At 71.5% G+C, this 22,496-nt stretch carries 25 protein-coding genes, 1 tRNA gene and 1 riboswitch; of the genes, 9 read left to right on the forward strand and 17 right to left on the reverse strand.

Annotated elements, in window-relative coordinates; translation table 11 throughout:
- Positions 1 to 36 precede the first annotated feature (36 nt).
- From nagA to ACIPYW_RS07835, 6 genes are all read right to left on the reverse strand, one after another.
- Positions 37 to 1,176 carry an N-acetylglucosamine-6-phosphate deacetylase gene (gene nagA, locus ACIPYW_RS07810; protein ID WP_400412535.1) on the reverse strand — a complete coding sequence of 380 codons (1,140 nt, stop codon included), beginning with the start codon at positions 1,174 to 1,176 and terminating at the stop codon, positions 37 to 39.
- A gap of 68 nt (positions 1,177 to 1,244) precedes the next feature.
- Complete coding sequence (locus ACIPYW_RS07815; protein WP_400412391.1) at positions 1,245 to 1,643, reverse strand: YrdB family protein; 399 nt, start codon at positions 1,641 to 1,643, stop codon at positions 1,245 to 1,247.
- A gap of 5 nt (positions 1,644 to 1,648) precedes the next feature.
- Positions 1,649 to 2,530 carry a formyltetrahydrofolate deformylase gene (gene purU / locus ACIPYW_RS07820; protein WP_400412393.1) on the reverse strand — a complete coding sequence of 294 codons (882 nt, stop codon included), beginning with the start codon at positions 2,528 to 2,530 and terminating at the stop codon, positions 1,649 to 1,651.
- A gap of 311 nt (positions 2,531 to 2,841) precedes the next feature.
- Entirely contained in the window at positions 2,842 to 4,254 is a 1,413-nt protein-coding gene (locus ACIPYW_RS07825) for an MFS transporter (RefSeq protein WP_400412394.1), read from the reverse strand.
- On the reverse strand, positions 4,251 to 4,676 hold the full coding sequence (locus tag ACIPYW_RS07830) for a MarR family winged helix-turn-helix transcriptional regulator (RefSeq protein ID WP_400412397.1): 426 nt from the start codon (positions 4,674 to 4,676) through the stop codon (positions 4,251 to 4,253). Before ACIPYW_RS07830 ends, ACIPYW_RS07825 begins: the two co-directional genes overlap by 4 nt.
- Positions 4,677 to 4,725: 49 nt before the next feature.
- Complete coding sequence (locus ACIPYW_RS07835; RefSeq protein WP_400412399.1) at positions 4,726 to 5,178, reverse strand: MarR family winged helix-turn-helix transcriptional regulator; 453 nt, start codon at positions 5,176 to 5,178, stop codon at positions 4,726 to 4,728.
- 56 nt (positions 5,179 to 5,234) lie between these two features.
- On the opposite strand from ACIPYW_RS07835, the gene ACIPYW_RS07840 reads away from it, so the two are divergent.
- A complete protein-coding gene (locus tag ACIPYW_RS07840; protein WP_400412400.1) occupies positions 5,235 to 6,134 on the forward strand; it encodes an NmrA family NAD(P)-binding protein in 900 nt (299 codons plus the stop codon).
- A 3-nt stretch (positions 6,135 to 6,137) separates the two neighbouring features.
- On the opposite strand, the gene ACIPYW_RS07845 is transcribed toward ACIPYW_RS07840, so the two are convergent.
- Positions 6,138 to 6,611, reverse strand: a complete 474-nt coding sequence (locus ACIPYW_RS07845) for a DUF2017 family protein (RefSeq protein ID WP_400412403.1) — start codon at positions 6,609 to 6,611, stop codon at positions 6,138 to 6,140.
- Positions 6,608 to 6,895, reverse strand: a complete 288-nt coding sequence (clpS, locus tag ACIPYW_RS07850) for an ATP-dependent Clp protease adapter ClpS (RefSeq protein WP_290133689.1) — start codon at positions 6,893 to 6,895, stop codon at positions 6,608 to 6,610. The genes ACIPYW_RS07845 and clpS overlap by 4 nt, the downstream gene beginning before the upstream one ends.
- A 37-nt stretch (positions 6,896 to 6,932) precedes the next feature.
- A riboswitch (ZMP/ZTP riboswitch) is annotated at positions 6,933 to 7,018 on the forward strand.
- 53 nt (positions 7,019 to 7,071) lie between these two features.
- On the opposite strand from clpS, the gene glyA reads away from it, so the two are divergent.
- From glyA to ACIPYW_RS07865, 3 genes are all read left to right on the forward strand, one after another.
- A complete protein-coding gene (gene glyA / locus ACIPYW_RS07855) occupies positions 7,072 to 8,361 on the forward strand; it encodes a serine hydroxymethyltransferase (RefSeq protein WP_400412405.1) in 1,290 nt (429 codons plus the stop codon).
- On the forward strand, positions 8,358 to 9,290 hold the full coding sequence (locus tag ACIPYW_RS07860; protein WP_400412407.1) for a tetrahydrofolate dehydrogenase/cyclohydrolase catalytic domain-containing protein: 933 nt from the start codon (positions 8,358 to 8,360) through the stop codon (positions 9,288 to 9,290). The genes glyA and ACIPYW_RS07860 overlap by 4 nt, the downstream gene beginning before the upstream one ends.
- A gap of 172 nt (positions 9,291 to 9,462) precedes the next feature.
- The gene (locus tag ACIPYW_RS07865) at positions 9,463 to 9,912 is read left to right on the forward strand and encodes a hypothetical protein (protein WP_400412408.1); all 450 of its coding nucleotides are present in this window, start codon (positions 9,463 to 9,465) and stop codon (positions 9,910 to 9,912) included.
- A gap of 110 nt (positions 9,913 to 10,022) precedes the next feature.
- On the opposite strand, the gene galK is transcribed toward ACIPYW_RS07865, so the two are convergent.
- Positions 10,023 to 11,159: a galactokinase gene (gene galK, locus ACIPYW_RS07870; protein ID WP_400412409.1), complete on the reverse strand. Its 1,137-nt coding sequence runs from the start codon at positions 11,157 to 11,159 to the stop codon at positions 10,023 to 10,025.
- A complete protein-coding gene (gene galT, locus ACIPYW_RS07875; protein WP_400412410.1) occupies positions 11,156 to 12,265 on the reverse strand; it encodes a galactose-1-phosphate uridylyltransferase in 1,110 nt (369 codons plus the stop codon). The genes galK and galT overlap by 4 nt, the downstream gene beginning before the upstream one ends.
- Before the next feature lie 63 nt (positions 12,266 to 12,328).
- On the opposite strand from galT, the gene ACIPYW_RS07880 reads away from it, so the two are divergent.
- Both ACIPYW_RS07880 and ACIPYW_RS07885 read left to right on the forward strand, forming a co-directional pair.
- Positions 12,329 to 13,144: a DeoR/GlpR family DNA-binding transcription regulator gene (locus ACIPYW_RS07880; protein WP_400412411.1), complete on the forward strand. Its 816-nt coding sequence runs from the start codon at positions 12,329 to 12,331 to the stop codon at positions 13,142 to 13,144.
- Between the two features lie 50 nt (positions 13,145 to 13,194).
- On the forward strand, positions 13,195 to 14,130 hold the full coding sequence (locus tag ACIPYW_RS07885) for an aldose 1-epimerase family protein (RefSeq protein ID WP_400412412.1): 936 nt from the start codon (positions 13,195 to 13,197) through the stop codon (positions 14,128 to 14,130).
- A gap of 183 nt (positions 14,131 to 14,313) precedes the next feature.
- Here the strand turns inward: ACIPYW_RS07885 and ACIPYW_RS07890 are convergent, their stop codons facing one another.
- The 3 genes from ACIPYW_RS07890 to ACIPYW_RS07900 form a co-directional block, all read right to left on the reverse strand.
- Positions 14,314 to 14,631, reverse strand: a complete 318-nt coding sequence (locus tag ACIPYW_RS07890; RefSeq protein ID WP_400412414.1) for a hypothetical protein — start codon at positions 14,629 to 14,631, stop codon at positions 14,314 to 14,316.
- Between the two features lie 229 nt (positions 14,632 to 14,860).
- Positions 14,861 to 14,933: transfer RNA gene (locus tag ACIPYW_RS07895), tRNA-Lys, on the reverse strand.
- Positions 14,934 to 14,982: 49 nt separating this feature from the next.
- Complete coding sequence (locus tag ACIPYW_RS07900) at positions 14,983 to 15,162, reverse strand: hypothetical protein (protein WP_290134279.1); 180 nt, start codon at positions 15,160 to 15,162, stop codon at positions 14,983 to 14,985.
- Positions 15,163 to 15,270: 108 nt separating this feature from the next.
- On the opposite strand from ACIPYW_RS07900, the gene ACIPYW_RS07905 reads away from it, so the two are divergent.
- The 3 genes from ACIPYW_RS07905 to ACIPYW_RS07915 all read left to right on the forward strand — a co-directional run bounded on the left by ACIPYW_RS07905 (position 15,271) and on the right by ACIPYW_RS07915 (position 17,907).
- The gene (locus ACIPYW_RS07905; protein WP_290133697.1) at positions 15,271 to 15,900 is read left to right on the forward strand and encodes a DNA-directed RNA polymerase subunit beta; all 630 of its coding nucleotides are present in this window, start codon (positions 15,271 to 15,273) and stop codon (positions 15,898 to 15,900) included.
- A gap of 523 nt (positions 15,901 to 16,423) precedes the next feature.
- The gene (locus tag ACIPYW_RS07910) at positions 16,424 to 17,023 is read left to right on the forward strand and encodes a sigma-70 family RNA polymerase sigma factor (protein ID WP_400412415.1); all 600 of its coding nucleotides are present in this window, start codon (positions 16,424 to 16,426) and stop codon (positions 17,021 to 17,023) included.
- The gene (locus tag ACIPYW_RS07915; protein WP_400412417.1) at positions 17,020 to 17,907 is read left to right on the forward strand and encodes an anti-sigma factor domain-containing protein; all 888 of its coding nucleotides are present in this window, start codon (positions 17,020 to 17,022) and stop codon (positions 17,905 to 17,907) included. Before ACIPYW_RS07910 ends, ACIPYW_RS07915 begins: the two co-directional genes overlap by 4 nt.
- Before the next feature lie 431 nt (positions 17,908 to 18,338).
- Here the strand turns inward: ACIPYW_RS07915 and pstB are convergent, their stop codons facing one another.
- From pstB to ACIPYW_RS07935, 4 genes are all read right to left on the reverse strand, one after another.
- Positions 18,339 to 19,118, reverse strand: a complete 780-nt coding sequence (pstB, locus tag ACIPYW_RS07920; RefSeq protein WP_290133700.1) for a phosphate ABC transporter ATP-binding protein PstB — start codon at positions 19,116 to 19,118, stop codon at positions 18,339 to 18,341.
- A gap of 17 nt (positions 19,119 to 19,135) precedes the next feature.
- The gene (gene pstA, locus ACIPYW_RS07925; RefSeq protein WP_290133701.1) at positions 19,136 to 20,221 is read right to left on the reverse strand and encodes a phosphate ABC transporter permease PstA; all 1,086 of its coding nucleotides are present in this window, start codon (positions 20,219 to 20,221) and stop codon (positions 19,136 to 19,138) included.
- Positions 20,222 to 20,234: 13 nt separating this feature from the next.
- Positions 20,235 to 21,182: a phosphate ABC transporter permease subunit PstC gene (gene pstC, locus ACIPYW_RS07930; RefSeq protein WP_400412419.1), complete on the reverse strand. Its 948-nt coding sequence runs from the start codon at positions 21,180 to 21,182 to the stop codon at positions 20,235 to 20,237.
- Positions 21,183 to 21,322: 140 nt separating this feature from the next.
- On the reverse strand, positions 21,323 to 22,426 hold the full coding sequence (locus ACIPYW_RS07935; protein WP_400412421.1) for a phosphate ABC transporter substrate-binding protein PstS: 1,104 nt from the start codon (positions 22,424 to 22,426) through the stop codon (positions 21,323 to 21,325).
- Positions 22,427 to 22,496 lie beyond the last annotated feature (70 nt).

Consider the following 22,496-nt stretch of genomic DNA (forward strand, 5'->3'; position numbering starts at 1 on the left):
TGCGAGCATAACGACGCGCTGGTGCCCTCCGACTCCTCAGACGATCGCGCGCCCGGCTCCCCACACCCGTGTCACCTCGAGCGACGGCGTCAGCGCGACGAGGTCGGCGGCGTACCCGGGCGCGATCCGGCCGAGGTGGTCCCCGTGGCCGAGGGCACGCGCCGGCACCGTGGTGAGCGCCGCGACGGCCTCCGGCAGGGTCCGACCCGCGAGGCCGACAGCGTTCCGGAGCGCCTGGTCCTGCGTGAGCGTCGACCCGGCGATCGTGTCCGTCCCGGCGACGAGGGCGACCCCGTCCGCGACCGTCACACCGAGCGACCCGAGCGTGTACGAGCCGTCGGCAGCTCCGGCGGCACCCATCGCGTCGGTGATGAGCGCGACGCGATCCGGCGCCGACGACAGCAGCAAGGACGCCGAGGACGGGTGGACGTGGACCCCGTCGAGGATGAGTTCGAGCGTGACCCGGTCGTCGGCCACCGCGGCGGGGATCGGGCCCGGCGCACGGTGGTGGATGCCCGGCATCGCGTTGAACGCGTGCGTGAGCAGGGTCGCGCCCGCGTCGAACGCGGCGCTGGCCTGGTCGTACGAGCAGACCGTGTGGCCGACGGCGACGATGACACCCGCCGCGACGAACCGCTCGATCGCCGGCAGGGCTCCCGGGAGCTCGGGGGCGATCGTGACCTGCCGGACCACGCCCGATCCGGCCTCGAGCAGGGTGTCGACCGCTGCCGGCGTCGGGTCGATCAGGAAGTCGGGGTTGTGCGCGCCCTTGTTCTGCGGCGACAGGAACGGCCCCTCGAGGTGCACGCCGAGCACCAGGGGGTCGTCGGCCATCACCGAACGGACGTGGGCGAGCGAGGCCACGAGCGACGGCAGCGGGTTCGCGACGAGGGACAGGACCGACCGGGTCGTGCCGTGCGCCCGGTGCACCGCGAGTGCGGCTGCGAACGAGTCGTCCTCGTAGGCCGCGCCGCCACCGCCGTGCCCGTGCAGGTCCACGAACCCGGGCACCAGGACGGCGTCGCCGAGGTCGACGACCTCGTCCGCCGTCGGGGCCTCGGGGCCGGAGCCGACCGCGCGGATCACGGCTCCGTCGAGGAGGACCCAGCCGTCCGCCGTGGGGCCGGCTGCGTCGACGACGCGGGCCGACCGGACCAGTGTGCGCCGCGCCTCCAGGCCGGAACCGCCGACGGCGGGACCGCCGACGGCGGGACCGCCGACGGCGGGACCTGGGCCGCCGCCGCTCACCGCGCCTCCCGGCGGAACTGCACCACGCCCGAGACCGCAGCGACCACGACGAAGACGAGCCCCACGACCGGGTGCCCGATCGACACCCAGGCGGCGCCGGCGGCGACGACGAGCGCGACCTCGACGATCGTCTTGCCGACGATGTCCGTCTCGATCGGCGAGCGCGGCGAGCGGAAGAAGAACCAGACGACCGCGGCGAAGAGCGGTGCGCCGACGATGAAGAACACCGCCGGCAGCGGGTACGGCCAGGCGAGGTAGCCCCAGTACCCGAGCGAGAACAGCCCGAACCCGCACACGACCGCCCTGAGCACGTCCCAGGCTCCGGGCCTGCGCGGCTGGACGGCGTGCGGGTCGGGGGTCTCGGACCAGTCGACGGGGCTCTGCGGTACGGACACGGTTCCTACTTGAAGATGATGGTGCGGGCGCCGTCGAGGAGCACGCGGTCCTCGGCGATCCACCGGACGGCCTGGGTGAGCGTGCGGGACTCCTCGTCCTGCCCGATCGACACCAGCTCGGCGGGGTCCTTCGTGTGGTCGACCCGGACGACGTTCTGCTCGATGATCGGCCCCTCGTCGAGGTCGCTCGTGACGAAGTGCGCCGTCGCCCCGATGAGCTTCACGCCGCGTGCGTGCGCCTGCCGGTACGGGTTCGCGCCCTTGAAGCCGGGCAGGAACGAGTGGTGGATGTTCACCGCGCGGCCCTCGAGCGCGGCGCAGAGGCCGGGCGACAGGATCTGCATGTAGCGGGCGAGGACGACGAGCTCGATGTCGTGCTCGTCCACGGCCTCGAGGATCCGCTGCTCCATGTCGTGCTTGCTCTCCGCGTCGGTCACCGGGCGGTGCTCGAACGGCACGGAGTAGAACGACGCCAGCTCCTGCAGGTCGGCGTGGTTCGACAGCACGAGCGGCACCTCGATCGGGAGCTGTCCGCCACGCTGCCGGTAGAGCAGGTCGTTGAGGCAGTGCCCGGCCTTCGACACGAGGACGAGCGTGCGCAGCGGCCGGCCGACGACGTCGAGCTGGACGCGGGCGTCGTAGCGCTGGACGACGGGTGCGAGGGCTTCCTCGAAGGCCTCGCGGTCGACCGGCGCCATGACCTGGAGGCGCATGAAGAACGTGTTCGTGTCCGCGCTCGAGAACTGCTGCGACTCGGTGATGTTGCCCTGCGCGGCAACGACGGCTCCGGACACGGCGTGCACGATCCCGGGACGGTCGTCGCAGACGAGCGTGAGGGTCCAGTGCGTGGGCGTCGTCGCGGTGGTCGCGGGCGTCGGGTCGGTCACCGGATCAGGGTACCGGGCGCGCTGCCGCGCGCTGGTCGTGGTCGTGGACGTGGGCCGTTCCGGCGGGTCGCCCTGTGTCCCAGCGGTCGGCCTGGAGGCGCCGGTCGCCTCCGTCCGTCGGCCTGCGCTCGCGAGGCGGTTGCATCAGCGCCGGGGGCGCCGCCCGGGCTCAGTGTCGACGACGGGGCCGCCCCGGCGCACGACCGAAGACACGTCGAACCGCGAATCGACGCGGTTCGCTGCGTCTTTGGTCGTGCGGCGCCGGCGGCGCCCGCGTGCGCGCTGCGGCGTCGGCCGCGCCACCGGCTCGATCAGTGGGCCTGCGGACGGGCGAGCGCGCGGTCGGCGATCGTCAGGACGCTCGCGGCGACCGCGACGCCGACGATCACCCACGCGAGCACGTGCAGGTCGGGCGTCGTGGGAGCCGTCCCGAACACGCCGCCGATGAGCGAGGACGCGCCGATCGCGCCGATGTACACGCTCGTCCGCGAGAGCCCGGCCGCGGTGCCGATGTACTCCGCGGGGACGACCCGGTAGAGCGCCGCCTGGTTCGACACCGACGCGAAGGCCTGCGGGACGCCGAACAGCGCCGGCGTGAGCACGAGCAGGGCCACGGGCGAGCCGGCGTGGAGCAGGAGCAGGAGGAGGCCGCCGACGATCGGCACCACGGCAGCGGCGATGAGCGGACCACGGACGGCGGTCTTCCGCGCGACGAGGAAGGACGCGACCCCGGCGACGATCGCGGCCGGCAGCTGGATGTACCCGGCGGCGTCGCTCGAGTACCCGGCGACGTCCTGCACCCACTGCGAGAAGCCGTAGGTCATCGTGTACGCGAGCAGGTACACCAGGAACAGCCGCACGTACGTCCGTGACAGTGCGCCGTTCCGGGCGAGCAGCCGCACGTCGACGAACGGCTTCACGGCGCGCAGTTCCCACAGCACGAGCGCGACGAGCAGCACGACCGCGGTGCCGAGCAGCCACCAGAGCCCGGCGGAGACGTCCAGCAGGAAGACCAGGAGTGCCGACACCGTCCCGGTCATGAGGAGCAAGCCGACCGGGTCGAGTGCCTGCAGCACCGGCAGGTCGTCGTCGTTCTGCGGGCGGAGTCGGTCGGACGGCAGCCACAGCGCGGACACGACGATGCCGAACACGGCGAGCGGCACGTTGACGAGGAAGATCGCGTGCCAGCCGAAGGCCGCGATGAGCGCTCCGCCGAGCGGTGGCCCGGCGGCGGCGGACACGAGCGACGTGATCGAGAGTGCGCCGAGGACCAGCGGCGGCGTGGGCTTGCCGATCCGCGCCGAGTGCTGCCGGAGCGTCGTGAGCGCCGCCGGGTAGGCCGACGACGTGCCGATGCCGATGAGCACACGGGCCGTCACCGCGCCGCCGAAGCCGGTGAGGACCTCGGGCACGACCCCGGCGACGCCGACGATGACGAGGCCGGTGAGGAAGACCTTCTTCGGTCCGAACCGGTCGGCGAGCTTGCCCATGGTCGGCTGTGCGACGGCGCTCGCCAGGTAGAGCGCCGCGACGAGCCAGATCGCCTGCGCGGCACCGATCCCGAGGTCCCGGGAGATCGGCGCGAGCGCGACCGACACCATCGTGGTGTTGATCGGGTTGAGGAGCGGCCCGACGAGCACCGGGACGAGGAGCTTCGGGCCGAAGCCGCTGCCGCCGTGCTCCCCGGTCGGAGCGGGCGTGGGAATGGGTGCGGTCGCGGTCACGGCTCGACCAGCGGTTCGAGGATGCGGAGGGAGCGGGCGACCGTCTCGCGGTCCTCGGCGGACAGGGTCGCGAGGCGCTCGGCGAGCACGCGGCTCCGTGCCGACCAGGCGTCCTCGCGCGCGGCGGCACCGGCCGGGGTCGCGCGGACGAGTGTCCGACGCCCGTCCGTGGGGTCCTGGCGGCGCTCGACCAGCCCGAGGTCCACGAGTGCCTGGACGGTCGCTCCCATCGACTGCGGACGGACCCCCTCGGCCCGGGCCAGGTCGGCGACGGTGCTCTCGCCGTACCGGAGGAGTCGTCCGAGCGCCGCGGTCTGGGAGGCGGTCACCTCGTCGGACTTGCCCGTGAGCAGGGTCCGGCGGATGCGGCCGTGGATCGTCAGGAGCGCGCTGGCGAGGTCGGGTGCACCGTCGGCAGTCATACCGCAACGGTACTACTTCGACAGGAAAACTGGCAAGTCTTCCTGTCGATCAGGGCACGGCGTCCGTCGGGCTCGTGGCGTCCCCGACGAACGGCGAGAGGATCGCGGAGAGGGGTATCCCGTCGTCAGCGAACCACGAGTTGCTCGCGAGCACGACCGGGAACGCCTCGGCGAGCAGTGCCCGGCCGGTGCTCGTCAGGGTGATCCGCGACGGCCGTCCGCGTCCGCGCTCGGAGCCCCGGTCGAGCAGCCCGCGGTCCGCGAGTGCCCCGACGAGGGTGGTGGCGCTCTGTGGGCGGATGCCCACCGCGCGGGCCAGTTCCGCCTGGGTGAGCTGCTCACCGGCCGCCAGCTGCACGAGCGCCCCGAACTCGACGGGGCTGAGCCCCAGTGGCGCGAGCACGTCACCGAGGCGCCTGGCGAGCGTACGGGCAGCGCGGATCACCGTCCACGCGGCGATCGCGTCGACGTCGTCGCGCGTTGCTGAGAACTCCCGGGACACGACTCCAGGCTACCGGCGTACCGTTCAGTATCAGGAAACTGATACCACGGAGGACCATGATGCAGCACAACGACCGCGTCATCGCCGTGACCGGGGCCACGGGGGACGTCGGCGGTCAGACCGTCGAGCGGCTCCTCGGCGCGGGAGCCCGCGTCCGGGCGATCGTGCGCCGCCCGGAACAGATGGACACGTTCACCTCACAGGGCGCCGACGCGCGCCTCGCCGACCTCGGTGACCGCGCGGCCGTTACCGCGGCGCTCGACGGGGTCGACCAGCTCTTCCTCGTCACGGCCGCGACGCCACGGCAGGCCGAGCACGGGCGGACCGCCGTCGACGCAGCCCGCGCGGCCGGTGTCCGCGCGGTCGTCCACCTGTCCGGCGGTGACGCGGCCGAGCACTCGCCGATGCCGTGGGCCGCCGCCATCTGGCAGGTGGACGAGGCCGTCCGGGCGAGTGGGCTCGAGCGGACGATCCTCCATCCGTCCGGGTTCATGACGAACCTCGTGGCGTCCGGGCCGGTGATCCGGCGGGGGATCTTCCCGCAGACGATGGGCCGCGGCGTCATCGGGTGGATCGACACGGCCGACATCGCCGCCGTCGCCGCGACCGTCCTGCTCCGTGGGGAGCACAGCGGTGCCGAGCCCGTGCTCACCGGCCCCGAACTCCTCGACGGCCGTGGTGTCGCACGCGGGCTCGCAGCCGGGCTCGGGCGCCCGGTCCGCTACCTCCACCTGCCGAGCCGGGTGTTCCGGACCGTGCTCCGCGCGAGCGGGGTCGACGCCTGGCAGGCCGAGGGCCTCCGCCAGCAGTTCGGTCGGGTCGCGCGACGGGGCCTCGACGGCGTGGACGCGTTCACCGACGAAGTCGAGCGCATCACCGGGGAGCCTCCCCACTCGCTCGCGGACTGGGCTCGCCGGCACCGCGACGAACTGCTCGGTCCCCGTGCCGCTGCCTGAGGCTCACGGAGCGGTGATCGTGCCGACCAGGTGCTCCTGCACGTACCCGACCCAGTCGTAGACGTCCCGCAGGCCGACCCCTGCCTCCGCGCGGTACGACGCCTCCTCGCTCGCGGCGTCCGTGATGCCGAGGCGCTCCGCGATCGTCAGCCGCAGGTCCGTGAGGCACCGCAACCACGCCTGCTCGTCCTCGGCGGAGAACCCGCCGTCACGCACCCCGGTCAGCCACTCGTGCACGACCGCCGCGTTCGACGTCTTCTGCGTCAGCAGGTCGGACTGCGTCCACCGGCGGAACTCGGCGCTCGCCGCGTCGTCGTCCGGGTACGCGTCGGGGAACATGCGCGTGGCCACGGGATCCGTGGACAGGTCGCCCGCGAGCACCTGCTGGAGCTGCTCGGTCAGCGACGTCAGGACGTCGCGCTCGCCGGAGGACAGGCCGAGGTGCACGCCGTCGGCACGGCGGACGAAGGGGATCACGGGGTCGGCGCCCGGTCGACCGTCGCCTGCAGGCCGTACCCGTGCATCGCCTCGACGTGGGCCTCCATCGCCTCACGCGCCCCGGTCGCCACGATCGCCCGCCCGTCGTCGTTCACCTGGTGCATGAGCCGCTCCGCCTTCGCCCGCCCGAAGCCGAAGTAGGACTGGAAGACGTAGGTGACGTACGACATCAGGTTGACCGGGTCGTCCCAGACCACGGTCACCCAGGGCGTGTCGGAGCGGGTCGTCGTCCGCTCGTCGACGTCGGGGCTGAGCAGGGTCATGCCACCAGGGTGACACGAACCGGTGCGCTCGGTACGATCGGGGGGTCGCGACTGGCGTTGGATGGGTCACCATCGGGGAGCGACACCTGACACGGTGCGCGGCCGTACGCCTGGGCCGCGCCCACCGGTCCACCTCGTCGTGCGTGTGCGCGACGGAACAGACAACGAGGAGTCCCGTGTCCATCACCGATCTGACGCCTGCCGCCGTGCAGTCGACCTTCAACGCCCCGCTCGCCGAGGTCGACCCCGAGATCGCAGCCGTCCTGCAGAACGAGCTCGGCCGTCAGCGCGACACCCTCGAGATGATCGCGTCCGAGAACTTCGTGCCGCGCGCCGTCCTCGAGTCGCAGGGCTCCGTCCTCACGAACAAGTACGCCGAGGGCTACCCGGGCAAGCGCTACTACGGCGGCTGCGAGTTCGTCGACGTCGCCGAGCAGCTCGCCATCGACCGGGCGAAGGCCCTCTTCGGCGCCGCCTACGCGAACGTCCAGCCGCACTCCGGCGCGAGCGCGAACGCCGCGGTCCTGCACGCCATCGCGTCCGCCGGCGACACCATCCTGGGCCTCGAGCTCGCCCACGGCGGCCACCTGACCCACGGCATGAAGCTCAACTTCTCCGGCCGCATCTACAACGCCGTGTCCTACGGCGTCGACCCGGAGACCTTCGAGGTCGACTACGACGACATCCGCGCGAAGGCGATCGAGCACCAGCCCAAGGTCCTCATCGCCGGCTGGTCGGCGTACCCGCGCCAGCTCGACTTCGCGAAGTTCCGCGAGATCGCGGACGAGGTCGGCGCGACGCTCTGGGTGGACATGGCGCACTTCGCCGGGCTCGTCGCCGCGGGCCTGCACCCGTCGCCGCTGCCGCACGCCCACGTCGTGTCCTCGACCGTGCACAAGACCCTCGCCGGTCCGCGCTCGGGCATCATCCTGTCCAACGAGGAGTCGCTCTTCAAGAAGCTGAACTCCGCGGTCTTCCCGGGGCAGCAGGGCGGCCCGCTCATGCACGTGATCGCCGCCAAGGCCACCGCGTTCCTCCTCGCCGGCCAGCCGGAGTTCAAGGACCGCCAGGAGCGCACGCTCCGCGGTGCTCGTCTGCTGGCGGACCGCCTCACGCAGGCCGATGCGAAGGCCGCCGGCATCGACGTCCTCACGGGCGGCACCGACGTGCACCTGGTGCTCGTCGACCTCCGCGAGTCCGAGGTCGACGGCAAGCAGGCCGAGGACCTCCTGCACCAGGTCGGCATCACCGTGAACCGCAACTCCGTGCCGTTCGACCCGCGCCCGCCGATGGTCACCTCCGGTGTCCGAATCGGCACCCCGGCGCTGGCGACCCGTGGCTTCGGCGACGCCGAGTTCACCGAGGTCGCCGACATCATCGCGCTGACGCTCATGCCGAACCCGGACATCGAGGCGCTCTCGGCCCGGGTGAAGGCGCTGGCCGACGCGTTCCCGCTCTACGCGTGAGCGCCGCCGTGGCCGATCTGCCGCGGGCGCTCTGGGACGGTGAGGGCTCTGCCGTCCGCATCGACGGCACCGCCCTCGCCGCCCGCACCCTCGACGACCTGAAGCTCCGCATCGACCGTCTGCACGACCACGGGTTCCGGCCCGGCCTCGGCACGATCATGGTCGGGCAGAACCCGGGCTCGGTGTCCTACGTCGCCGGCAAGCACAAGGACTCGGCGCAGATCGGGCTCGACTCGGTCCGCATCGACCTGCCCGAGACGGCGAGTGCCGCCGACATCCGCGCGGCGATCCTGCAGATGAACGACGACCCCCGGGTCACGGCGTTCATCGTGCAGCTCCCGCTGCCGCAGGGCATCGACCCGATCCCGATGCTCGAGCTGATGAACCCGGCCAAGGACGCCGACGGCCTGCACCCGACCAACCTCGGCGAGCTCGTCCTCGCCGTCCCCGGTGGTGCGGGCACGATCGACGCCCCGCTGCCGTGCACCCCGCGCGGGATCGTCGCGATGCTCGAGGCGTACGAGGTCCCGATCCGGGGCCAGCACGTCACGATCATCGGGCAGGGGCTCACGGTCGGTCGGCCGCTCGGTCTGCTCCTCACGCGGCTCGAGGCCACCGCCACCCTGACGCACTCGCTCACCGAGGACGTCGCAGCCGAGTGCCGCCGTGCCGACATCATCGTCGCCGCGGCCGGTGTGGCGGGGCTCGTCCAGCCGGGCTGGGTCAAGCCCGGTGCGGCGGTCATCGACGTCGGCATCAGCCGCATCGTCGACGAGGAGACCGGCAAGGCGAAGCTCCGCGGTGACGTCGACCCTGCGGTCGCGTCGGTCGCGGGGTTCCTGTCGCCGACGCCGGGCGGCGTCGGGCCGATGACCCGCGCGATGCTCATGAAGAACGTCGTCGAGGCAGCCGAGCGTCACCTGCGCTGAGCGCGCCGGCCGGTTCGGCCGGTCGGTGCTGCCGGTCGCCTCCGCGAAAGCAGCAGATCACCGTGGCCCGGCCACGGCGATCTGTCGCTTCCGCGTTCCGATCGCGCTCGGCCCCGGGCTGGAGGCACGGATCACCTCCGCCGAGTCACCTGCGCGGTGCTACGGTCACCCCATGGGGGATCAAGCGACGCTGACCGAGCCGGTGCTGCGAGCGCGCCCCGAGCCGTCGCAGCTCACGAAGGACGCCCGGTGGATGGTGCTGATCGTGCTGCTCGCGCTCGTCGTGCAGCACTTCGGTGCGACCTGGTCGACCGGGTTCTCGCACGCCGGCACGCAGACGACGATCACGAGCAGCCCGTGGGTCGGGTGGACGCTCACCACGATCGGGTTCGCGGTCGTCGGCTTCGTCGTGGCGATCGCGCGCCGCGGAGCCGTCCGCTTCGACGAGCACACCGTCATGGGACTCGCGCTGGCCGTTGTCGTCGGCACTACCGTGCTCGTGTGGCTGCTGATCCCGGTCGAGATGACCTGGGTGCAGTGGGCCGTCGCGCACGGCAACCCGCACCCGTTCGTGATCGGGAACGTGCAGGTCGTGTCCCGCTACGCCGACTACGCGCGCTGACGCGGCTGCCGCCGCACAGCCAAAGGCACTTCGAACCACGGATCCCCGTGGTTCGAAGCGCCTTTGGTTGTGCGAACGCGAAACGCGCCGCGCGCGGCGGCCGGCGCGCGTCAGTCGCGCCGGGCGCCCTGCGCCGCGTGCACGGTGAACACGGTCGGCTCGCGGTACCCGGCCGCCGCGAAGGCGGACGTGACCGCGTCCGCGATCGCGCCACGGGCCTCCCGGTCGACCAGCGCGATCGCCGCACCGCCGAAGCCGCCACCGGTCATGCGGGCGCCCACGGCGCCGTGCTCCATCGCGGTCGCCACGGCGAGGTCGAGCTCGGGAACCGAGATCTCGAAGTCGTCGCGCATGGACTCGTGCGACGCCACGAGCAGCGCACCGATCGCCCGCGGGCCGTCCTCGCGGAGGGTACGCACCGTGTCGAGGACCCGCTGGTCCTCGGTCACGACGTGCCGGACGCGGCGGAAGGTCTCGTCGTCCAGCAGGTCCTGGGCACGGGGTAGGTCGTCCACCGACAGGTCGCGGAGCGCCTCGACGCCCATCACCGCCGCGCCGTGCTCGCACGAGTCGCGACGGGCCTTGTAGCCACCGGTCGCGTGGGCGTGCTCGACGCGGGTGTCGACGACGAGGACCTCGAGCCCGTTCGCCTCGAGCGCCAGGTCGACCACCGCGGTGTCGAGCGTCCGGCAGTCGAGGAAGACCACGGCGTCCTGCTCGCCGAGGAGCGACGCGGACTGGTCCATGATCCCGGTGGGGGCGCCCACGGCGTGGTTCTCGGAGTACTGGCCGACGCGGGCGAGCGTTTTGCGGTCGAGTCCGAGCTCCCAGAGGTCGTTGAAGGCGAGCGCGACGCCGCACTCGATGGCCGCACTCGACGACAGGCCTGCGCCGACCGGGACGTCCGACTCGATGAAGACGTCGAACCCGCGCTTGTTCGACAGGTCCGCGCCGGCCTGCTCCCGGAGCGCCCAGGCGATGCCGAACACGTAGGCCGACCAGCCGTCCATGCGGTCGGGTGCGAGCTCGTCGAGGGCCAGTTCGACCACCGACGAGGGGTCGAACGCTGATGCGACCCGGAGCGCGCGGTCGTCCCGCTGCCCGATCGAGGCGACGGTGCGCCGGTCGATGGCGAAGGGCAGCACGTACCCGTCGTTGTAGTCGGTGTGCTCGCCGATGAGGTTGACCCGGCCGGGCGCGGAGTACCGCACGGTCGGCTCGTACCCGTAGACCTGCTGGAACGTCATGCGCGTTCGATCCCTCCTCGGATGAACTCGGCCGCCTTCTCGGGCACGAGGTCCCCGATCCAGGCGCCCATGGCGGCCTCACTGCCGGCCAGGAACTTGAGCTTGTCCGCCGCGCGGCGCGGGGACGTGATCTGCAGCATGAGCCGCACGGTGTCGCGACCGGTGTGCACCGGGGCCTGGTGCCAGGCGGCGATGTACGGCGACGGGTCACCGTAGAGCTCGTCGATCCCCCGCGTCAGCCGGAGGTGCATGTGCGCCAGCTCGTCCTTCTCGGCGTCGGTGAGCCCGGCGAAGTCGGGCACGTGGCGGTGCGGCAGCATGTGGATCTCGATCGGCCAGCGCGCGGCGAACGGCACGAAGGCGGTGAAGTGCTCGCCGGCGAGGACGACCCGGTCGGACGCCCGCTCGTTCGCGAGGTGCTGCTCGAACAGGTCCGGCCCGAAGCGCTCGATCGAGGCCAGGAGTCGCTGGGTGCGCGGCGCGACGTACGGGTACGCGTAGATCTGCCCGTGCGGGTGGTGCAGCGTGACGCCGATGGCCTCGCCCCGGTTCTCGAACGGGAACACCTGCTGGATGCCGGGCAGCTCGGACAGTGCTGCGGTGCGGTCCGCCCACGCCTCGACCACGGTGCGGGCACGCGACTCGGAGATCGACGCGAAGGAACCCTCGGTGGCGGGGGAGAAGCACACGACCTCGCAGCGTCCGACGCTGCGGAACTGGCGGTTGAGTCCGACCTCGGTCAGGGCGTCGAGCGACGGCGGGGCGTCCTCGGCGCCGTCCGGTCCGGCGAGCATCGGCCCGAACGACGGCGAACGGTTCTCGAACACCGCGACGTCGTACACGCTCGGGATCTCGGACGGGTTCGCCGGGCTCTGCGGCGCCAGCGGGTCCTGGTCGGCCGGCGGCAGGAACACCCGGTTCTGCCGGCTCGCCGCGATCGACACCCACTCGCCCGTGAGGACGTCCTGACGCATCCGGGCCGTGTCCGGCCGGGGGTCGAGGACGCGCTGGTCGATGCTCCGCTCGGCGGGCAGGGTCGAGTCGGCGTCGTCGAAGTAGAAGAGGTCGCGGCCGTCCGCGAGCTTCGTCGCGCGCTTGGTGATCACCGGAGCAGCCTAGCGTGATCCGAAGTGTTGCGAAAGCAGACGGAAGCGGACGAAACTGAGCACGTGACCGACGACGACCTCTTCCTCGACGGCGCGCTCCCGGCGCCCCTCCGACAGGACCGCATCGTCGCCATCGTCGAGGGGGCACCCGGGCTCGTCCGGACGGCCGCCCTGGCAGCGGCCCTCGGCACGAGCGAGGTGACGGTCCGACAGGACCTCGCCACCCTCGACCTGGAGGCACGGATCCGGCGGGTGCACGGCGGTGCGGTCCGCCTCGTGGCCGGTTCGGGCGAGCGCCCGCTCGAGGAGACCGCGGTCGAGCACCAGGTCGCGAAGGCAGCGATCGGCCGTGCCGCGGCCGCGCTCGTGCGCTCCGGCGAGTGCGTCGTGCTCGACGTCGGCACCACACCCGCAGCGGTGGCGTCCGCCCTGGTGGCGCGGACGGACCTGGTCGACGTGACCGTGGTGACGAACTCCCTCACCACGGCACTCGCCCTCGAACCCGCCGTCCCGCGCTTCACCGTCATCGTCACCGGCGGGACGCTCCGACCACTGCAGCACTCGCTCGTCGCACCGTTCAACAACACCGTGGTCCCGATGATCGCCGCCGACGTCGCGTTCCTCGGCGGCACGGGCGTCGACGTCGCGCACGGCCTGACGAACGTCAACCTCCCCGAGACCGAGACCAAGCGGATGCTCGCCGCGACGGCACGGCGTACGGTCGTGGTCGCGGACGGGTCGAAGTTCGGCCGGGCCCACATCGGGGTCGTCCGTGCGCTCGAGGACGTCGACGTCGTCGTGACCGCCGAGGCCCCGGCGGACCTGGTCGACGCCGTGCGCGCGGCCGGGGTCGAGGTCGTCGTCGCCGACGAGCGCTGAAGCACCGCAGTACGGGTTCCACCCGCGTTCCCAGGAAGGACCAGCCCGCCATGACCGCAGCAGCCCCCACCGGAGGCCAGTACCACCTCCGCCACGCCGGACCGGACGGCGTCGTCGAGGCCGTCGTGACCGAGGTCGCCGCGGGCATCCGCGAGCTCCGCGTCGCCGGGTTCGACCTCACCGAACCGTTCGGTGTGGACCAGGCCCCGCCGGGAGCCGACGGCATCGTGCTCGTGCCGTGGCCGAACCGGGTCGCCGGCGGTCGGTGGGAACTCGACGGCGCCGTCCAGCAGCTCGACGTCTCCGAGCCGAAGTACGGCAACGCCTCGCACGGGCTGCTCCGCTTCGCGCCGTACCGGACCGTGACGCAGACGGAGTCGTCGATCGAGCAGGAGGCCACGATCCACCCGCAGCACGGCTGGCCGTTCACCCTCGAGACCCGCGTGCACCACGAGCTCGTCGACGACGGCATCCGCGTCACCCACACGATCACGAACCGCTCCGTCGTCCAGGCGCCCTTCGCCGTCGGCGCGCACCCGTACCTCCGCGCCGGCGACACCCCCGCCGAGGACCTCGTCGTGACGCTCGACGCCGCCACGGCCTTCTCGACGAACGAGCAGAAGGTGCCCGACGGGTCGTTCGACGTCACCGGCACCGACTCCGACCTCCGCGCCGGGCGTCGTGCGGGCGACTCGGACCTCGACACCGCCTACACGGACATCGCGGCCGACGAGCACGGCGTCCGGCGCACGACGCTGCACGGCCCGGAGGGCGACGGCGTCGAGCTCTGGCAGGACGAGTCGTTCCCGTACGTGCAGGTGTTCACTTCCCGGACGTTCCCCCGGGGCGACGGCACCGGGCTCGCGGTGGCGGTCGAGCCGATGACCGCGCCGGCGAACGCCCTGAACTCGGGCGAAGGCCTGCGCTGGCTCGAGCCCGACGAGACGTGGACCGGTACCTGGGGCATCCGCCGCGTCTGGTCCTGAGCCGCACAGCGACGGGTTCGGTGACCCGCGGCCCGAGTCTCGGCCCCGCGGACAGTTTCGCGGCCACCGAGTCGCGAAAGTGTCCGCCGACCCGAGTCTCGCGAGGAGCGATCAAGCGCGACGGTCACCGCACACGACGAAGGCCGCCCCGAACGGGGCGGCCTTCGCGTGTTCTGCGGCAGGTCAGGCGCGGCGCATGCGGAGCGCCTCGACCGCGAGGGCCTCGGTGCCGTACCGGCCGACCTCCTGCGCCCAGGCTGGGTCGTCGCCGCGGAGGGCGATGTACTCGGACCGCTGTCGGCACACGTAGCCGAGGACGGTGGTGGCGTTGGCGACCTCGACGAAGTCCTCGCGGATGTGGCGCGTCGACACCTTCGCGTTGCGGCGGAGCGTGTCGAGGAGCAGTTCGTCGCTCATGGTCGTGTGGGTGGCTGCTGCGAGCTCGACGATGCGGCGCGCGCCGTCGGCGCTGGTGTGCGTGGCTTCGATGGGCTCGATCACGGTGTACCCCGTTCGTTCGCTGGCGGTGCTGTCGTGCAGGACCCGGTGCTCGGATCCGGGAACGACACTATCGGCGCCCACCCAACAGCCTGCTGAACGCGGACCGAACAGCGCCGTGGAACGGACAAGAGTCAGCTGTGGAGGGTTTGTACCCCGATCGTTTCTGAGGTGGGCCCCGTGGGGCTCGAACCCACGACCCTCGGATGAAAAGCCGGAGTCCGGGAAGCTGTGGGCCCCGTGGGGCTCGAACCCACGACCCTCGGATTAAAAGTCCGGTGCTCTACCAACTGAGCTAGAGGCCCTCACCCGCAAGGCTAGCGGGTGAGGGCCTCCAGTCGAGAAACGAGCGCGTCAGCTCCGACGTCCGGTCAACGTCCGCAGCAGCCACATGACGAGCGCGATGACGAGCAGCACGATGCCGACCCACAGCAGGAACTTCAGGCTGGCGGCGAAGCCACCGACGAACAGCAGGATGACCGCGATCACGGCCAGGATGATGAGCAGGGCGTTCATGAGGGTCCTCTCCTTCACGTCCGGGAGGGGTGCCTCCCTGCCGGGACACGGTACGCGCGAGCGGCCCGTTGCGTTCTCGGCGAACGGGGGACGTGCTGCGTCGGTGGCCGCGCCTACACTGTCGCGGTGCCTCGCGATCACCACCGTCCCGTCCACTTCACCGATGCCGAGTTCGCCGCGATCCAGGGCGGGGAGGACCCGGCGGTGGTGAACCGTGTCGCGCACGAGACCGCGAACGCCCTGCTGCACCGCGTGCGCCAGGACCCGGACCCGGCGGTCGTGGAGCGCCTCGTGACCTACACGGACGTGCACGGCATCGACGCGATCGCGGAGCTCTGGGCGCGGGTGGGGGCGCACACGCTGCCGGGGGCGCTCTGGCGGATCTACCTCGTGCGGACGGTCATCCGTCAGGCGCCGGAGGAGATCGCGTACCTCTTCGCGCGCGGCACGGAACGGATCGGCACGATCGACCAGGCGGTCGCCGGTGCCGAGCAGCCGACGGGGCCCGCGGAGATCCTGACCCTCGCGGACCGCATCCTGCACGGCCTGTACACCGGCGACCTCGCGGTGGCGCTCGACCGCGGCGCTGCGTTCTGCCGGCTCACGGCGGCCGGTGCGACGGCGGTGGCGGACGAGTCCGACCTCACCGCGGCGGACCGCGCGAGCGAGCTGACGACCCGGGCGCTCCGGCTCACCGAGCTCGCGGCCGACCTGACGGAGGCGGCGGCGCTCTGGCGCCGCGACAGCCTCGACTGACCAGCCGACCGCCGGACGCGACCCGCACGGACGCCGCGATCCGTGCCTCCCGGCAGGAACGCACCAGCCGGTAGCGGCCAGCCGGCGGCAGAAGCCGACGGACGAACGCCGACAGGCAGAGTGAAGCCGAGCCGCAGAAGCGCCTCTCGGCGCGAGGCCGCTCGAAGCGGCGATATTTGGAGCCCGGGGCTTGCTGCGGCCCGGCGACGACCACTCTACGAAACGACCCCTGGACGCGTCGAATCCGTTCTCGCAGGGAGGACACGGAACCCTCCGGGCGTGCCCGCGAAGGTGCCCGAGCAGTCCTCCAATCCGACCGGACGAGGGCACCGAATCATCACCGTGGCGAGGCCCTGACCTCACCACGGCGAGGGGTCCCGCGCGACCCGGTCCGACACCATTCGGTCAATTCCCTGCGGATCACGCGGGCCCCTCGCTCAGAACGAGCACCACCACACCCGAACAGCTGCGTGAGTCCTGGACACCCGCAGCGCCCCACGCACAGAGAGGGGGGAAACCTGCGATGCTTGCACTCGTGGAACGCGACACGAAGCGCTGGGGCTCTGCGGAGCCGGCGCCGCCGTCGCCCGATGAACTCCTCACCAGGGTTGCGAACGGCGACCAGGCGGCCTTCTCCGACCTGTACGACGAACTGTCCGGGCGGGTGCTCGGCCTCGTGACGCGGCTGCTGAAGGACCGTGCGCAGTCCGAAGAGGTCACGCAGGAGGTCTTCCTCGAGGTCTGGCAGCAGGCCACACGGTTCGACCAGGTGCGGGGCTCCGCGGCGAGCTGGGTGCTCACGATGGCACACCGCCGAGCGGTCGACCGGATCCGGGCATCGCAGGCCTCGCACGACCGCGACACCCGCATCGGCATCCGCGACTTCGAGGCCGGGTTCGACCAGGTGTCCGAGTCGGTGGAGATCCGCATCGAGCACGAGCGGGTGAGCCGAGCGTTGGCGAAGCTCACCGAGTTCCAGCGCCAGGCGGTGCAGCTCGCGTACTACGGAGGCTTCTCGCACAGCGAGATGGCCGAACAACTGGGTGTCCCGATCGGCACCGTGAAGACCCGTCTCCGTGACGGGATGATCCGACTCCGAGACGAGATGGGGGTGACCTCATGACCGAACGACACGACGACCCGTCCACGCTGACCGGCTCGTACGCCCTCGACGCGCTGTCCGACGACGAGCGCACCCAGGTGGAGGTCGCCCTCGCGTCCTCTCCCGAACTCCGGTCCGAGACCGACTCGCTGCGCGAGACCGCGCTGCAGCTCGCGTACTCGACCGCCCCGATCGAGCCGCCGGCGTCACTCAAGGCGTCGCTCATGGCACAGATCCAGAACACGCCGCAGGCGGCTCCGCTGGCTCCTGCTGCTTCCGTTCCTGCGGCGTCCGCCGCTGCGCCGTCCGATCCTGCGTCGTCCGCCGCCGGCCTGGAGGCGCGACCCGCCTCCGCCCCGTCGCCCGCGTCCGCCTCGGTGTCGGGTCCGGCGGAGACCGCGGCTCGCCGCCGGTGGTTCCAGCGTCCGGCAGCCGCCCTGTCCGCCGCTGCCGCCGTCGCGGTGGTGTTCCTCGGCGTCGGACTCGGCGTCGGCGGTGTGCTGAACCCGGGCGACGAGTCGCGGCCGGTGACCTCGCAGAGCGCGAGCGTGCTCGACGGGATCTACGCGGCGTCCGACTTCCAGCGGAGCTCGACTCCCGTGCAGGGCGGCGGGACGGCCACGGTCGTCTGGTCGCAGGACCTCGGCAAGTCGGCGGTCATCCTCGACGGCGTCGAAGCCGCACCGAAGGGCAAGACCTACGAGCTCTGGTACATCGACTCGAAGGCTGCGGGCGGAGCGATCACGTCCGCCGGGCTGATGGACCAGTACGCCGACGGGGTGCACTCCGCGGTGCTGTCCGGCAAGGTCCGGGACGGCGTCACGGTGGGCATCACGGTCGAGCCGGCCGGTGGGTCGAAGCAGCCGACGACGACCCCGATCGCCGCGGTCCCGCTCGACGCGTAGCGGGCTCCCTCTCCCTCCCCGCGCGGAAGGCGCGCGTCCCGACGAAGCACGTGTCGATCGACACGTGCTTCGTCGTCCCGTGTACGCGCATGGGCTGCCGCGTCGTGACTGCGACGATCCACTCGTCGATCGACGGGTGTTTCGTCGATCCCTGCACGCGCACGGAGCCGGCCGACCCGTGCCAGGTCCGGCACTGCGGGCCGGGGCGACCACCGGCCGGACCCACGCGGGCGCGTCGGACGCGACCCGTGCCTCCCGGCCGCCCCTCCTGACCGCAGCGCGGCGTCCGGACCACAGCGCGCCGGCCGCCCACGGCGGGACGGCGACTGCGCGACCAGGGCAGCGCCCCGGAACGCCGACGGCCCCGCCGGACCGAGGTCCGACGGGGCCGAGCGCGCACGACGCGAACGGTGCGCGGCCGCGTCAGCGGATCATCCGAAGCGGCCGGAGACGTAGTCCTCGGTGGCCTGGACGGAGGGGTTCGAGAAGATCGTCGCGGTGTCGTCGTACTCGATGAGCTTGCCGGGGTGACCGGTGCCGGCGATGTTGAAGAACGCCGTCTTGTCCGACACCCGCGAGGCCTGCTGCATGTTGTGGGTCACGATGACGATCGTGTACTCCTTCTTCAGCTCCTCGATGAGGTCCTCGATGGCGAGGGTCGAGATCGGGTCGAGGGCCGAGCAGGGCTCGTCCATGAGGAGCACGTCGGGCTGCACCGCGATCGCCCGGGCGATGCAGAGTCGCTGCTGCTGCCCGCCCGACAGGCCCATGCCGGGCTTCTCGAGACGGTCCTTGACCTCGTTCCAGAGGTTCGCGCCCTGCAGGGAGCGCTCGACGATGTCGTCGGCCTCGGACTTCGAGATGCGCTTGTTGTTGAGCTTCACCCCGGCGAGCACGTTGTCCTTGATCGACATCGTGGGGAACGGGTTCGGGCGCTGGAACACCATGCCGACCTGGCGACGGACGAGCACCGGGTCGACGCCCGCGCCGTAGAGGTCGTCGCCGTCGACCTTGACCGAGCCCTCGACCCAGGCGCCGGGGATGACCTCGTGCATGCGGTTCAGGGTGCGGAGGAACGTGGACTTGCCGCAGCCGGACGGGCCGATGAACGCGGTCACGGTGCGGGGTTCGATCGTGATGTCGACACCCTCGACCGCCTTGAACTTCGAGTAGTAGACGTTGAGGCCGTCGACCTCGATGCGCTTGGACACAGTGGACCTTCCGGGGGCTAGCGGGGGAGCTTGGGGGCGAAGAGGCGGGTGATGAAGCGCGCGAGGAGGTTGAGCGCCATCACGATGAGGATGAGGAGCAGCGCGGCCGTCCACGCCCGGTCGACGAACGGGACCGGGTTGGCGCCCTGCTGCGAGTACTGCGTGTACGCGAAGACCGGCAGGGTCATCATCGGGTCCTTGAACAGGTCGTAGTTCATGCTCGCGGTGAACCCGGCGGTGACCAGCAGCGGCGCGGTCTCGCCGATGACGCGGGCGATCGAGAGCATGACACCGGTCGTGATGCCGGCGAGCGAGGTGGGGAGCACGACCTTCACGATCGTCAGCCACTTCGGCACGCCGAGCGCGTACGAGGCCTCGCGGAGCTCCATCGGGACGATCTTCAGGACCTCCTCGGTGGAGCGCACGACGATCGGGATCATCAGTACGCTCAGGGCGATCGAGCCGACCAGGCCGAAGCGGGCACCCGGGCCGAGGAAGAGCGCGAAGAGCGAGTAGGCGAAGAGGCCGGCGACGATCGACGGGATGCCCGTCATGACGTCGACGAAGAACGTGATGCCCTTCGCGAGCGCGCCCTTGCCGTACTCGACGAGGTAGATCGAGGTGAGCAGGCCGATCGGCACCGAGATGAGCGCCGCGAACAGCGTGATCTCGAGCGTGCCGACGAGGGCGTGGACCGCGCCGCCACCCTCGGAGATGACGCCGCGCATCGAGTACGAGAAGAATTGCGCGTCGAACCGCGCGAGGCCGTCGGCGAGGACGGTCCAGAGGAGCGACACGAGCGGCAGGACGGCGATCACGAACGCGGTGACGACCAGGGAGGTCACCAGGCGGTCGACGGCCTTGCGCCCGCCCTCGACGATGCGGGACACGACGACGATGAGGACGTCGAACAGGACCGTGCCGAGGAACAGCGCCGCGACGACGTTGAAGTCCTTGACCGCACCGCCGGCGTTGAGCAGCGCGAACACGGCGATCAGGGCGACCCACGAGCCGATGAGGAGCAGCCACGGCACCGACTTGTGCAGCTTGCCGTTGGCGTAGACGTTGCCGGCCATGCCGGACTGACGGAGGGCGAGGGACATCGGGTCGTACCTCTCAGCTCACTCGCTTGCGGACGATGTACCGCGCGAGCATGTTGATGACCAGGGTGATGACGAAGAGGACCAGACCGGACGCGACGAGGGCGTTCAGCGCGGTGCCGGAGGCCTCGGCGAACTGGAGCGCGATGTTCGCGGCGATCGTCGACGGGTTGAGCGAGGTGAGCACCTGCAGCGTGACGTTCGTCGACACCGACAGGACGAGCGCGACGGCCATCGTCTCGCCGAGGGCACGTCCGAGGCCGAGCATGATCGCGGACACGATGCCCGACTTCGCGAACGGCAGGACCGACAGGCGGATCATCTCCCAGCGGGTGGCGCCGAGGGCGAGCGCTGCCTCTTCGTTGAGGGTCGGTGCCTGCAGGAAGATCTCGCGCATCACGGCGGTCATGATCGGGATCGCCATCACCGCGAGCACGATCGACGCGGTCAGGATCGTGCGACCGGTGCCGGAGACCTGGCCGGAGAACAGCGGGAACCAGCCGAGGTACTCGTTGAGGAACGCGTAGAAGGGCTTCACGAACGGCGCGAGGACGACGATGCCCCACAGGCCGTAGACGACCGACGGCACCGCGGCCAGCAGGTCGATGACGTACCCGAGCACCGGGGCAAACCGCCGCGGGGCGTAGTGCGAGATGAAGAGCGCGATGCCGAGCGAGAGCGGGACGGCGATCACGAGCGCGATGAGGGCGGACCAGACCGTGCCGAACACGAGCGGCCCGACGTAGTCCCAGAAGTTCGCCGAGTCGTTCGGCAGGGTGCCGGCCTTCGCCACGAGGGCGGGGATGCTCTGCCAGACGAGGAACGCTGCGACGAGCACGAGCACGAGCAGGATGATGCCGCCGGAGATGACCGAGGCGGCGGAGAAGACGCGGTCGCCGACGCGGACGACGGCCTTCGGCTTCGGGATGACGGTGGCCCCTTCGCGGGCCGGTGCGGTCGTCATGGGGCTCCTGTGGCGAGGCGTGCACCCGCAGCGGACGGGCGGGCGAACGGGGAGGTGGAGTGGGAGGTGGTGCCGTGACGGGCGAGTGCCCGGACGCCGGTCGTGTTGGGTGGGACCGGCGTCCGGGCGCTCAGGGGGCGTTACTTGATGGAGGCGACGGCCTTCGCGGCCTTGTCCATGAGGTCACTCGAGAGGGCGGCCGACTTGGCCTCCTTCGCGGCGGCGTCCTGCGCGTCCTTCGAGACGACGTAGTCGAGGTAGCCCTTCACGAGCTCACCCTTGGCCGAGTCCTTGTACTCCTGGCACGCGATGGCGTAGGAGACGAGGACGAGCGGCCACGCGCCGTCCGCGGTGTCGGTGCGGTTCACGTCGATCGCGAGGTCGTTGTCGGCACGGCCGCTGACGACCTTCGAGTCCGCCACGACCTGGGCGGCACCGTCGGCCGAGAGCTCGGTGGCCTTGTCGCCGACCATGAGCTTCGCCTTGTCGAGCGAGCCCGCGCCGGAGTCGTCGATGTAGGTGATGGCGTTCGAGGCGCTGGCCATGGCCGAGGCGACACCCGAGGTGCCCTTGGCCGAGTCACCGATCTGGAACGGGAAGGTCTGGCTCGGGTCCTTGCCCCACGTGTCGCCGGCGTTCGCGTCGACGTACTCGGAGAAGTTCTGCGTGGTGCCCGAGTCGTCCGAACGGTGCACGACGGTGATGTTCGCGTCGGGGAGCGAGGCGTCCTTGTTCAGGTCCTTGATCTCCGAGGCGTTCCACTTCGTGATCTTGCCGGAGAAGATGCCCGCGATGGTCTTCGCGTCGAGGGTGAGGTCCTTGACGCCGTCGACCTTGTACGCGATCGCGATCGGGGAGATGTAGACCGGGATGTCGATCGCCTTCGAGTCCGCGGCGCAGTTCGCGAAGGTGCCGGAGAGCTCCTCGTCGGAGAGGGCGGCGTCGGAGCCGGCGAAGTCCGCCGCACCCGACATGAAGTTCTTGCGGCCGGCGCCCGAGCCGTCGGGCGAGTAGTTGACCGTGACGCCCGAGGCGACGTTCTGGAACCCGGCGGTCCAGGTGGCCTGTGCGGTCTGCTGCGCGGACGAGCCCGAGCCGGTCAGGGTGCCGGAGAGCTTCGAGGTGTCCGAGTTCGACGCGGCGGAGGAGCTGCCGGCGCCGGCCTCGTTCGAGGCGCAGGAGGACAGCGCGACGGCGCCGACGATCGCGATCGCCGCGACTGTGCCGATTCGCTTGATGTTCACAGGGGTCCCTTCGGGAATGTCAGTGCAGGCGGGACCGCTGCTGGTCCCTCGGGCCGGTGCTGACCCGGGA

Source organism: Curtobacterium sp. NPDC089689 (genome assembly GCF_044749145.1).
Classification (GTDB): Bacteria; Actinomycetota; Actinomycetes; order Actinomycetales; family Microbacteriaceae; genus Curtobacterium.

Bases quoted from the DNA above. Each gene is read 5' to 3' on its own strand.
- ACIPYW_RS07865 (WP_400412408.1), top strand. From the start codon at position 9,463: ATGGGGGATCAAGCGACGCTGACCGAGCCGGTGCTGCGAGCGCGCCCC.
- pstA (WP_290133701.1), bottom strand. From the start codon at position 20,221: ATGTCCCTCGCCCTCCGTCAGTCCGGCATGGCCGGCAACGTCTACGCC.
- galK (WP_400412409.1), bottom strand. From the start codon at position 11,159: ATGACGTTCCAGCAGGTCTACGGGTACGAGCCGACCGTGCGGTACTCC.
- ACIPYW_RS07840 (WP_400412400.1), top strand. From the start codon at position 5,235: ATGATGCAGCACAACGACCGCGTCATCGCCGTGACCGGGGCCACGGGG.
- clpS (WP_290133689.1), bottom strand. From the start codon at position 6,895: ATGACCCTGCTCAGCCCCGACGTCGACGAGCGGACGACGACCCGCTCC.
- pstC (WP_400412419.1), bottom strand. From the start codon at position 21,182: ATGACGACCGCACCGGCCCGCGAAGGGGCCACCGTCATCCCGAAGCCG.
- ACIPYW_RS07915 (WP_400412417.1), top strand. From the start codon at position 17,020: ATGACCGAACGACACGACGACCCGTCCACGCTGACCGGCTCGTACGCC.
- ACIPYW_RS07910 (WP_400412415.1), top strand. From the start codon at position 16,424: ATGCTTGCACTCGTGGAACGCGACACGAAGCGCTGGGGCTCTGCGGAG.
- ACIPYW_RS07830 (WP_400412397.1), bottom strand. From the start codon at position 4,676: ATGACTGCCGACGGTGCACCCGACCTCGCCAGCGCGCTCCTGACGATC.
- ACIPYW_RS07885 (WP_400412412.1), top strand. From the start codon at position 13,195: ATGACCGCAGCAGCCCCCACCGGAGGCCAGTACCACCTCCGCCACGCC.